Source organism: Wolbachia endosymbiont (group A) of Pherbina coryleti, from assembly GCF_964026875.1.
Taxonomy (GTDB): Bacteria; Pseudomonadota; Alphaproteobacteria; order Rickettsiales; family Anaplasmataceae; genus Wolbachia; species Wolbachia pipientis.
Map to the genome: position 1 here is coordinate 454,100 of NZ_OZ034706.1, position 11,946 is coordinate 466,045.

At 33.9% G+C, this 11,946-nt stretch carries 7 protein-coding genes; 3 read left to right on the top strand and 4 right to left on the bottom strand.

Annotated features, from left to right (window positions below; all coding sequences use genetic code 11):
• Nucleotides 1-6 precede the first annotated feature (6 nt).
• The gene (locus AAGD87_RS02340; protein WP_341817711.1) at nucleotides 7-7,785 is read left to right on the top strand and encodes an ankyrin repeat domain-containing protein; all 7,779 of its coding nucleotides are present in this window, start codon (nucleotides 7-9) and stop codon (nucleotides 7,783-7,785) included.
• 347 nt (nucleotides 7,786-8,132) lie between these two features.
• Here AAGD87_RS02340 and AAGD87_RS02345 read toward each other — a convergent pair whose 3' ends face one another.
• The gene (locus tag AAGD87_RS02345) at nucleotides 8,133-9,062 is read right to left on the bottom strand and encodes an Rpn family recombination-promoting nuclease/putative transposase (RefSeq protein WP_262986565.1); all 930 of its coding nucleotides are present in this window, start codon (nucleotides 9,060-9,062) and stop codon (nucleotides 8,133-8,135) included.
• A gap of 339 nt (nucleotides 9,063-9,401) precedes the next feature.
• On the opposite strand from AAGD87_RS02345, the gene AAGD87_RS02350 reads away from it, so the two are divergent.
• Complete coding sequence (locus AAGD87_RS02350; protein ID WP_114517465.1) at nucleotides 9,402-10,424, top strand: IS110 family transposase; 1,023 nt, start codon at nucleotides 9,402-9,404, stop codon at nucleotides 10,422-10,424.
• 227 nt (nucleotides 10,425-10,651) lie between these two features.
• Nucleotides 10,652-10,876: a phospholipase D-like domain-containing protein gene (locus AAGD87_RS02355; protein ID WP_410541798.1), complete on the top strand. Its 225-nt coding sequence runs from the start codon at nucleotides 10,652-10,654 to the stop codon at nucleotides 10,874-10,876.
• Here the strand turns inward: AAGD87_RS02355 and AAGD87_RS02360 are convergent, their stop codons facing one another.
• From AAGD87_RS02360 to AAGD87_RS02370, 3 genes are read right to left on the bottom strand one after another with little or no spacing between them, the layout of a single operon-like run.
• Complete coding sequence (locus tag AAGD87_RS02360; RefSeq protein WP_264954104.1) at nucleotides 10,877-11,086, bottom strand: hypothetical protein; 210 nt, start codon at nucleotides 11,084-11,086, stop codon at nucleotides 10,877-10,879.
• Between the two features lie 44 nt (nucleotides 11,087-11,130).
• Nucleotides 11,131-11,655: an ankyrin repeat domain-containing protein gene (locus AAGD87_RS02365; RefSeq protein ID WP_265041408.1), complete on the bottom strand. Its 525-nt coding sequence runs from the start codon at nucleotides 11,653-11,655 to the stop codon at nucleotides 11,131-11,133.
• 52 nt (nucleotides 11,656-11,707) lie between these two features.
• Complete coding sequence (locus AAGD87_RS02370) at nucleotides 11,708-11,863, bottom strand: hypothetical protein (RefSeq protein WP_265041407.1); 156 nt, start codon at nucleotides 11,861-11,863, stop codon at nucleotides 11,708-11,710.
• Between the last annotated feature and the right edge of the window lie 83 nt (nucleotides 11,864-11,946).

Below are 11,946 nucleotides of genomic sequence, written 5' to 3' on the forward strand. Positions count from 1 at the left end.
GTTAATATGGAAGCTAAAGAGATACTTGATTCTGCTACTAGCAAGGAATTTTATGAAATAGAAAAAGGAATATGGAATAATCCGGAAGGTGATATAGCGAAGCTATCTGATTCTGATGCGCAAACAGTTAGCAGGTCTTTAAAAAAAGTTCTTGAAAAAATTAATAACGTTCATTCTGAGTATGTAGGATCAGTAGTCTATGATAATAGTGCACGTGAAGCAGCACATCATGGATTTATGGTAGGCGTTTTCATGAATTTCCACTATAGGTATAATCTTAGAGTTTACCCAGAGCAATTTGCAGGAAGGGGTTATGCAGATATTATCTTGCTGGCTCGTGGTCCTGATCGTGCATTGGATTCTATTCCCATTATTATTGAATTAAAAGCGGGAGCAGGTTCTAATGCTACTCCAGATAAGGCTTTGCAGCAAGCAGAAAAGTATGCACAAGGCTTTCAACCAAATATTCAGCGAGTTCTAACCACTGCAGATGACATTTTATGTGTTGGTGTCAATCTTGATAATCCATCTCCTATCTCTGATATTAAAGTATCAAATCGTGGAGAAGAAATAATTCCTCTTTTTCAAGATATGTTAAAATCCTCTGATGATTGGGATACGCAAGAGATTGGTAAAAGAGAATTAAAAGAACAGATAAAAGATAATATGGAACGTATTTATCATACGTTTCCTGGTACATCAGAGAAGGGAGATAATCATTATTTTAGTAGGTTTTTACTAGGGCAATCATTATTATTAAGTGAAGATTCAGGAACAAGTTTAAAAAAGTATATTTTTATCTATGGAGACAATATACCTACTGAAGTGCATCCTAATCTTCGTAGGCTTGGACGTCCGGCAGCTCAAAGAGCCAGAGAAAGACTGTCAGCTAACCTTGATGCAAGCCATGCAGTTGTAACAATGGTGCTCATTCCAGAAAATACAGAGAAGTTGGTTTATGTGATGAATATTGTTGAAGCTAACAGAAAAGATGTTTTGAACGGGCTGAATGAAGTTCTTCCTCTTGATAGATTAAATAGAGAAATAGGGAATAGGGAAATAATCGAATTAAGTCTTAATTTTGATACTAGATACAAGTCAGATTTTAAAAGATATCTTACTATTTGGGCTGAAAAATACAATTCTTTACAAGAGTACAACAACGGAGATAATAGATTTCAAGGTACTTTTAAAGAAGTTACTTATCCTAATGAGTTAAAAGAAACATTTGATAAAGCACTAGATATCCAATCCTTATCAATAAGAGGATATAGTAGATTATTAGAAAAAATTGGAGAAGGAATCTTTCCTTTTAAGAGTCTCGTTAATAAAGAAGCTCATTTCCAGGGAATATTGAATGGAGTGTTTAGTTATTATAGTGACTTAAAATTACAGGAATCACCAGAAACTAGAGCATTAGTTTTAACTGAGTTTCAAACTGGTAGAGGGGAACGTATTGACATGCTAGTTCATGGTATTAAGTTTGTGGCTCAAGGTGGAAATGCTGAGGAGTACACTCCAATAGGGTTAGAACTTAAGGCATCAAGGCAGGGTAAAGGGGCTCAAGCTTTATTGAGGGAAGCAAATGATCAAATAAATGAAGAGTACAAAGAAGGTGTTACCTATAAAACACTTACAGATGGTGATGAGGTAAAATTTATCGGTGTTGTTTTCGATAAAGGATCTAATAATCCGAATAAACTTATTTTAACAAGTAGGACAACCAAGGAAGGATTTATTCCTGTTGAAGTAGTTCATAGTTCAGTTCATATGCTGCCTACTGGTGAAGCAACACAATCTTTGAATAAGTTAAATCTTAATGGCTGTGCAAAGCAAAGCAATAGAAAGAAGAGAAGTATTAAATGTTTATTTTCAAAGGATGATGTGGAAAAGTTTAGTAAAGGAAGGGTAGATAAAAATAATGTAGGTAAGGTTATAATTGATAGTGAAAAGTTCCTAACTTATGTTAAAAGCAGTCAAGATGAAGGGAAAAATGCTCAGCTAATAGAGTTTATTGGAAACAAAAATATTGAGGGTGACTATAAATATTTAGTTGATAAGGTGATTGGAGACCAAGGGTATGAGCGCTATATTCAGAATGAGCGTATCAAGGATTTATATGGTGACGTTTTACAGCAAAACAGTGATTTAACAAAAAACCCGAAATTAAAAAGCAGATTAATGAATGCTGCAGGTGGAATACAATTAATAAGAGGAATTCATGGTGCTATTGTATCTTGCAAGGATGGAACAGCAACGGATTGTGGATTAAATCTAGGTGGAATAGGATGGTCTTTTGCGTCTCAACCAATTGAGAATGTAATGGTTAAAATTGCTCCAAAAGTTGTAACATCAGCTGAAAAAGTTGTAGGAAGGATTATACCGGGTACTTTAGGTAAGCAGACAAAATTTGTTGTTCAAGTTGCAGGAGTAAAATTTGGAAGTAAAATAGCGAAAGGCACGGCAGGAGCTATAGCTGGTATATTTGATATTATTGATATAGGCATATCAGCAAATAACCTTGTAGACTGTAAAAATAGAGAAGATAGTAATAATCCATGTGGAGAAAAGGAGATAAGAGATAATATAGCTTCTATAGCCTTTTCTGGTGTGTCATTTGTTTCTGGTGTTGCTCTTACAGCAGCTAGTCTGCCTGGAGTTGGTATTGGAGTTGGATTTGGACTCATGGTAACTCATGGAGTTTATAGTGGTATTAGCAATATTATAGAGTATGAAAAGAAGTATGATACAACTCATGGTGAGAATTTCGATATCTTTTTGCATACGCTTTTACTTTCATCTATGCCATATGATCTGGAACACCTTGCAGCCAGAAATAATATGGTTAATAGTCAAGCTAAAAGAGCCTGGAAAGCTTTAAGTGATAGCCCTAATGATGTAGTTGCCTATGGAGTTGGTTTTGGGGTGGATAGCGACACGCCATCTCTTCATGCAGGGTATGGAAAGATTCTAATGAATAGAACAGATGCTGATACAACAAACCTTTCACGTGTTATACCTGACCCAATTCAAAATGCTACGATGATTTGCTTACCACAAGTCACTAGCGAAATTTATGAAAAAGGTATTAAAAAATCAGTTCCAACAGCTGTGCATCACTGTGAAAATACAATGGTTATTGCTGATAGAAGAAGAATGCAAAATGGTACAATAATTCTTTATAATTTAGAAAGCATAGATGAAGGTACCATTGTTGGAAGTAATACATTAAATAACTACTTCTTGATTTTTAGAGGAAACACAGGAATAACTGGTGGTAATAATACTGTTAACAAATTTATTCTTGTGAAACCTGGAGGTTTTTCGGGTAAAATTATTGGTGGAAGTAATGCTACTAATATACTTGACCTAAGTCAATCAACAGAATACGACTTTGTACAAGCAAAAATTGACTATCGTTTTAGACCTAACGCTCCCGGTCTTTTAAGGTTAACAACAAATCTTCATCGATTGATCAATGATTATGTTGATAGCAATGTCGATGCTTTCAGGTATAGCTATATTGGAAGGCAAAATAAGACAGATAATGTTTTATGTACATATAATTCTAGGCGCCTTACTAGAAACGATAATCGTGACGTCTTTATAAATAGTGGTGGAGGTTTGAGCAAAAATGAGAAGGATACAGTTGATAATTGTAAAAAAGTAGCTATTGCGCCATACACTAAAGTTACAGGTGCAGAAAATGATTATACCTTTTATATAAAAACCACAGATTACGAGGCTAAAGATTTATATTCAGAAATTGATGTAAAAGGAACGGGAACTGTAATCTTTCCGGAAACTAATCTGCTAGATGATTGTGATGAAATATCTTATTTCTCGACTAATAATACTTTATCTTTAAAAATAGGGCTGGGTCAAGGTAATCAATATACCCTTGATATTAAAAATTATATTAAGCAAGGCAGTAATCAACCTAATTTTATGCTGATAGATAAAAATGGTAGTAATATTATTCCTAAAATTGAGAAACTAGAATCATCCATTACAAAAATTAACTCGTTCGAGTTACATACAGAACATTCTCTTGATAGCTTTGATGCTGCAGAAAATCATTACAAGGAAATACTCATTAATAATAAGGACTATAAAGTCTTTGGTGTTGTTAGAGCAAAACTACAAAGCAATAGCGAATTCCAACATATGGTATTTGGTTCTTCAGGAGAAGATATAATAAATTTTGACCAAAGGAGTATGTTTGCTAGAGGTGGAAATGGAAGTGATATGTATGTTATTGATAGCAACACAGAGAAAAGAGAGATTATTATTGATAATAACTCAGGTGATAAAAAATTAGATATGTTGGTTATGCCAGAAGTTCCTGAGGAGTTTTCAATTCAACAGTGTAACTTGCATTTAAACTATAGTAATACTCATGTTCAAGTAAGAAATTATCTTAAGGGTAACAGCTATAGGCACCTTATGGTTATGAACAGTAAAGGAGAAACCTTTATTCCTTATGTACAATCAATGTCATGTGCTGGCTCTTCCGTAGAAAGTGGCAAATTATCTCCCTTTTTCCATGCCACACAGACTCAGAATATGTTTTTGTTGCCTAAGGATTTTGAAGGTGATCATTTAGTGATTGATTCTAATCTTGAAGATATCGAGAAATATAAAGATGAAGATGATCTCTTATTAACAAGAGAAGGTGAGATTCCTTTTATTATTAGAGTAGAAGATTTTTATAATGACCAAAGTAAATGGAGAGATGTTAATTTTCTTCTGTGGAACAATGGTAATTTTTTTCCATATTTAGGTTTACAGCAAGAGGTTGATGGAATAATGGACTATCAAGATAAACTTAAGAATGATTATGAAAAAATTATAAAAGAATATGTTATAGATTTCACTAAGTCTATCAGTATCACACATAATCAAGATGGCACTTTAACTTCGGTGGGGCAAGATGAAGAACGCATAGGAGTAGTGATATTAAAAGATATTACTCCAGATCAGATTAGGGTTTCCAGTAGTAATACAGATTTGGTGTTTTCCGACGAAGTATCTAACCATGTAATCAATGTAAAAAATTGGAATAATTCTGAGTCTTATAGGATTTCTACATTGGAATTCGATTTAGGGTTAGAACCAATAATAATCCGGAGATTAGACAGGTTTAGTTTGTCTGATATAGCAGAAATACAAGGTCTGATTAATAAAGCTTCAGAGATTTGCCAAAAGAAGGCTGGGTGCGAAGCTAACATTGAAGCTAAAAATAACGATGGCCAAACACTTTTTCATGTTGCTGCTCAAGAAGGCAAATTGCGTTCTATTAGGTTTCTTATAGGTAAAATTGAAAGTATGAATTTTGAAGATAATTTGTATTCAGAACCTGATGAACTAGTAAAAGCAGTTCGCCAAAGAGAAAGATTAAAGTCTCTCATAAATGAAAAAGATAAGTTCGGTTATACACCGCTACAATATGCTGCTAAAAATGGCAAGTGGGATATAGTTAATCTTTTCCTTGATAAAACTGCTGAAAGAAATCAAGATGACGTTGCAGATAAAGATAAATTCTCAACAAGCTGGACTACCGTGCACTATGCCGTTTACAATGGTAATATGAGTCTATTTAATGATATATTTCAATTTCTTTCAGATAAAGAAACTATGATTAATACTAAAGACAGTAGTGATTGGACACCTCTACACTATGCTGTATATTACAATGCTTTAGATGTGGTAAAATTTCTTGTGAACAAAGGAGCTGATATCAGTGTTAAAGATAAGGATAGTAAAACACCTTTAGACTTAGCTGCTCAAGAGAATGACACAAATGTAGCAGAGTTTCTAAAGCAAACGGAATTAGATAAAAAATTGTTAGCTGCAGTGCAAGATGCAGGTCTTAATGAAGTTAAAGATCTTATTAATCAGAAGGCTAATATTAATGCTAAAGACATGTACGGTTGGACGCTTTTACACTTTGCTGCTTCTCGTGATAAACTTAGTGTAGTTGAGTTTCTCTTCAATAACAATGCTAATATTAATGCTAAAGATGTGTATGGTAATACACCATTACATGTAGCTGCCCAGTACAGTAGTAGTCTTGAAATAGTTAAGTTTCTTTTAGACAAGGATATTAGCGGTATTAATAATATAACCAATAATGGTTGGACACCATTGCATGTAGCTATACAAGGAAACAAATTAAATACAGTCGAACTCCTTCTTGGCAGAGGTGCTGATATTGAAGTTAGAGATATTTATAACCAAACATCTTTAGATTTGGCTACTCGAAAAGGTTACCTAGATATAGCAGGAATTTTGAAGCAAGTACAATTAGATAGAAAATTGTTGACTATTGTGGAAAGCGGTGGTTTTAATGAAGCTAAAGGTCTTATTGCTCAGGGTGCTAACATTGATACCAATGACAAGAACGGTAATACACTACTGTATTCAGCTGCTGAAATCGGTGATTTAAACCTAGTTAAACTCCTTCTTGATAACGGTGCTAATATTGAAGCTAAAAACGGAGAATATCAAGCAACTCCATTGCATGGAGCGGTTGAAAACTACAGGATAGATGTAGTCAAATTACTTCTTAATCGTGGTGCAAATGTTAACGCTGAAGACAAAGACAATTGGACACCTTTACATTATGGTGCTGATACCAACAGTCCTGATATAGTAAAAGTTCTTGTCGATGCTCATGCTAATCTTGGTGCTAAAGGTAATTACGGTAAAACACCGCTAGATATTGCGAAAGACAAGGGGCACAATAATATTGTGGAATACTTAGAAAAAAAGCTCAGGGGAGGAAGAGGAGAACGCAAACGCCGTCATCACCATGGAGATCACAATTCTCATAACTTATCACGCAAACCCCTTGCTATAGACCAACCTCAGATAGCAACAAGCAGTGGCGCAAAACCATCTTCATGGATAAATGATTTATTTAGTCGGGTGAAAAGCTCTGTAGGTAGATTATTGAGTTCTAAATCTGAGGGGACTGCAAGTTCATTATCACAAGTTGATGGGCAATTTGCCAAAGCGTCGATAAGTAATAGTAGTTTCACAGGTACCACACTACCATCTGATGGTACAGATAAAAGACAAGAAAATGGAGGTTTCTTTCGAGACAACGTCGATTATGTAAATGCAAATCTAAAACGAATGTGTGAAAGGCAAGCACCTGTTAAATTTAAGCCTAAGGATAGAAATACAATATTAGAAATGGGAGATCACTATCTATCACAGGTTGACTTTAATGGTACAATAACTTTATTTGACTTATTGATTAGAAGGGTTACAGGTCAAAAGTATATTTCTACAATAGATCAGTCTATATCTCCACTAGAGGCACAGGAATATACACTCAATATTACAAAGGGATTTGAGAAAGTAGTAGAGCAAGCTGGATTAAAAAGTGGTGTGTCAATGCATCGATTAAATATTGATTTTGTGGAAATACAGAAAGAAGTTACAGGAAAAATCATGAGTGGTAAATTTGATGAGATTTCGGGGATTTTCAACTCATATGTAGAGAAAGCATGTTCTGGTAAAGAAGCTGGTAAATTAAGTCCGAAGAAATTTGAAAAGTTTATAGCTCAATTTAATAAGGGTCTGCTAAATCAATCAATAGAGCAGATATTACACAACAGAGATGGTAGATTAGAAGTTGATGGTACAAAAAAACAGCAGATAAGTTTAGAGCCTCAAAGTTATTTAAGTAATGCTTCAGTTCACAGCCATTCAGAAGTATCAACTTGTCTTTCTGAGATAGGAGTAACCAAGCTTGGAGGTAATATCAATAGGTAGGTTATAATATAAGAGGTGCAGCTATAAAATGCCAAGTAGTGAAAATTTTAAAGTGAAGGTAGCAAAATTAGCCAAAATAATTAGGGAAACCAGTAGCAAGTTTGATGGTCCTAATACTAAAATGGATGAAGTAGACATTAAATACTAAGTGGTTAATGTGTTTTCCATATTGAACTTACAGCACGTAGCTTTGATATAGAAGTTTGAGTAACGTTATGATAGTAATTTATATAATTCTATGTGCAATCCTTATAGCTATTTTAGACAGTTCATTAGATTCTTAATTAGGGAATATATCTAACTTAAAGAAGATTTTCATAAATGTTGAAGTGAATAAGTTGTAGTATTTATGTTTTTTCCCTGAGTTGTAAAATTTCAGAATGAGAGAGACCGGTAATTTGAGCTATAACATCTATAGGGACATCGGCCTTGAGTGAATTTTTTGCAACTTCAATTTTACCTTCAATTTTACCTTTTTCATGGCCGATTTGGATGCCTTCTTTCCTGCCTTTCTCTTCTCCAATTTGGATTCCTTCATGTTTAGCATCATCGAGTTTTTGAGCAAGGATAGCGTTTTCTTTCTGCACGCTCAATATTCTTTCTTCATATGCGATCAAATCCTTTTCATTCCAGCGAAACCTGTCTAATTCATCATATGCTAGCTTTATTATCGGAGCTTCTGCTGCTATCTTTTTTAGATCTTCTTCAGTTGTATCTTCTGCGTATTTAAAAAAGAAACACCATCTCTCTGTAGTATTCTCTAATTGCTCTACCTTATTTTTTGTAAATTTAGGCAACTCAATAAAGACAAATTGTAAATCTTTCAAGTAATGCCCATTGGTTTTGATATCGCGTATATTATGAGTAGAAATATAGTCAACTTCTTCAGGCAGAAGGTTACAATTGGAAATAGCAATAAAGAAGACTTTCTGAAGATGAATGTAATTACCAGATTTATCTAATTGCCGAGAGTAAGCTTTAGCAGCATAAAGTTGAGCACGTTTCTCAAAGCCTTTATCACGAGCGAGTTGCATTTCGATAACAAATCTATTACCAATAGAGTCTTTGCAAAGAACATCAACAATGCTTTGTTTGTCAGAGGCAATTTCAGGATCCATAATGGTACTAAGGAATTCAATTTCCATTATTTGATCAGAAGTAGAAAAACCTAAGATATCGTTGAGGAAGTGAATTAAGATATTTTTATTCTTTTCAGAGCCAAAGATCTTTTTAAAGCTCAAGTCATTTTTGGGATCAAGAAATTTCGAAAGAGCCATGACGAATTAACCTAAAAAGCATTAGTAATTATACACAATTGTGAAGAAATATTCAACTAAAATTCAAACATAGAAAGAAGCATCCCTTTTGTATATCTTTATTTGGTAGTATTAACCTTGTATCTTGAAAAAAGCATCTAATGTTTTAAGCTTAAGCATTAGTTGGAGAAGGGAGGAACTCTGATATAAACCTTAGATATAAAATCTGTTTTGCAGATAAGAGCTCCCTCTCAAAAGTATAGGCTGGACGGCGTCTTAGAAAGACCTAAATGGTTCTAATTCTGTATTAACAAGGTTAGCCTTACTTTTCATTTTTAATGGTAACGTATGGGGTTATATATGATCAACAACTTTCTTGGCATAGATGTATCAAAAGATCGCTTTGATGTTTTTCTCTCATTTATAAGTAAAAAAGGAAAACGTGAAACTAGGAAAAGGAGCTTTAAGAACGATGATCATGGGTTTCAAGGTTTACTGAGCTTTCTACAAAAACATAATGTAGAACAAGTAAAAGCCTGCATGGAAGCTACCGGTTGTTATAGTGAAGCTTTGGCTGAATTTCTACACAATACTGGACATTTTGTTAGTGTTGTAAATCCTTATTGCATAAAATCCTACGCAAGAAGTAAGCTTACACGGCAAAAAAATGATCAGACTGATGCAGAAATTATTGCTGATTGTTGCCAAAGACAGGAACCTACTCGTTGGACACCACCTTCTCCTGAACTGAAAAAATTAAAACATCTTTATCGTTGCTCGGTTGCGTTAAAAGATGAATTGATATTAGTAAATAACCACTTAGAAAAAAAAGAGAGACTGCCCAAAGAAGTTGCAAATGCTTGGGAAGACCTTGCAATGAATATAGCTCAAAAAATAGAAACAATAAAAAACTCCGTACGTGAACTATTAAAGCAACACAAAGAGTTGTTGGAAAATTTTCAACTTCTACTGACTATTCCAGGAATAGGAGAGGAATCAGCAGTAGCTATTTTAGCTGAGGTTCCTGACATAGAAGTTTTTAGAAATGCCAGACAATTGGCAGCATATGCAGGAGTTATACCGAGAAATATAACATCAGGTTCATCTGTATATGCCAAACCCAGATTAAGTAAATCCGGTTCACAACCATTACGTAAGGCACTTTTCTTTCCTGCCATAGTAGCTAAGAATCACAATCCTATTATTATGAGCTTTTGCCAGAGATTAAAGGAAAAGGGTAAGCATAATATGGCCATAGTTGGGTCTGCAATGCGTAAGTTACTTCATATTGTTTTTGGTATTTTAAGATCAAAAAAGGCTTTTGATCCTGACCATATCAAAAACTACAGGGCCAGGAGGTTAACTGAAGGTTTAGTACTTTAAAATCAAAAAATGCTTCCATTCTATCTTACGTAAAATGGCATCTTACACAAATTCATTGAATGTAATTAGTATGTTGATAAGTAAATTAGTTTTATATATACAAGACAGCAGAAATTTACTTATCAACATAACTATAATCTGTATCCGCTATACAGGATGTGAGTTGGAAGTATTTTTTAGTTTTACAATACAGCCTAGGCAATGAGACAATTTTTATAATTTTTTTGTTGACTGACAAGACGGCGTCTGCAATTTCACACAGTAAAATTATGATTATTGATGAGCAAAAAATCATAACTGGATCTTTCAATTTCTCTGACGCCGCGCAGAAAAAAAACGCTGAGAATCTACTGATTATAACAGGAGACCCTACATTAGTTGAGCAATACATCGAAAACTGGAAGGATCGTCAATCTCAATCTGATCCTTATACACCAAAAGTAGAAGAATAATTACTTTAAATCAGCTTTAAGCTCATCCAATTCCTCAGAAAGATTTTTTACCCTTTCCTCAAGTACTAATACTTTTTCCATTAAACCATATTCAATAAGTTTATCGTGAAATTGTACCCTTGAGTCTAGCTTGGATAACCACCATATGATTGCTACGGTTTGGATTAATATGGTAATAATTACTGTAATTGGGATTTTTTGATTTTGCATAATGATTTAAAATGTGAGTTTATTATGGATAGCTACTTTAGTGATTACTTTGTTGATTCGTATCTATCTTCTGCTTCTGCAAGTAACTTTATTATTTGATCGTAGGGCTTGTCTTTGTTGTGCCTTGACCTTAACACAGCTACATTTCTAGGTTTTTTTCCATCATCGTTTATAATGTTAGGATTAGCGCCTTTTTCTAGCAAAAATTTGATAATCCTTAAATCACCATAATATGCAGCATTATGTAGTGCTGTGCTTCCATACTTGTTAATAATGTTTACGTTAACTCCCTCATCTATTAAAAACCTGACTATCTCTAAACATCCCCCTTCTGCAGCGTAATGTAACGCAGTTAACTTAGGCATGTGTGTATCAATATCTAATAAATTTTTTACTGAGAATTTTACAGTCTCTAAGTTACAATTTTGAGAAGCAATGCGTAATATCGTTTTATAATTATCTACAGCTTTTGCCTTCATGTAGGAATAGGTAGCAATAATACATACTATTACTGTTATAAGCCACCAAAAATGCAGCTTGTTTTTTGTATCTTGACCCAATTTATCCATATTCAACATCTTTTTAATATTAAATAGATCATTTACTCATTTTTTATTAACATCACTTACTCAAAGATGCTGACAACATAGTAAGGTAACCTGAGCTATTTAAAGTATGCTCCGCTCTATTAACTATCCATACACCATCTACTGCTTGATTGAAACCTATAAGATTAAGTTTAGCTTCTGCAAATAACTCTGGATGGCTTTGTTGCATAGCTAGTGTTGGTTGAGGTTATTGTAAGAAGAAAAGCTTTTTAATATATGGCTACTAACGCATTTTGTTGTAAAATAGGCATT

Coding starts and splice junctions, on each gene's coding strand:
- AAGD87_RS02340 (WP_341817711.1), top strand. CDS start 7: ATGGAAGCTAAAGAGATACTTGATTCTGCTACTAGCAAGGAATTTTAT.
- AAGD87_RS02365 (WP_265041408.1), bottom strand. CDS start 11,655: ATGGATAAATTGGGTCAAGATACAAAAAACAAGCTGCATTTTTGGTGG.
- AAGD87_RS02345 (WP_262986565.1), bottom strand. CDS start 9,062: ATGGCTCTTTCGAAATTTCTTGATCCCAAAAATGACTTGAGCTTTAAA.
- AAGD87_RS02360 (WP_264954104.1), bottom strand. CDS start 11,086: ATGCAAAATCAAAAAATCCCAATTACAGTAATTATTACCATATTAATC.
- AAGD87_RS02370 (WP_265041407.1), bottom strand. CDS start 11,863: ATGCAACAAAGCCATCCAGAGTTATTTGCAGAAGCTAAACTTAATCTT.
- AAGD87_RS02350 (WP_114517465.1), top strand. CDS start 9,402: ATGATCAACAACTTTCTTGGCATAGATGTATCAAAAGATCGCTTTGAT.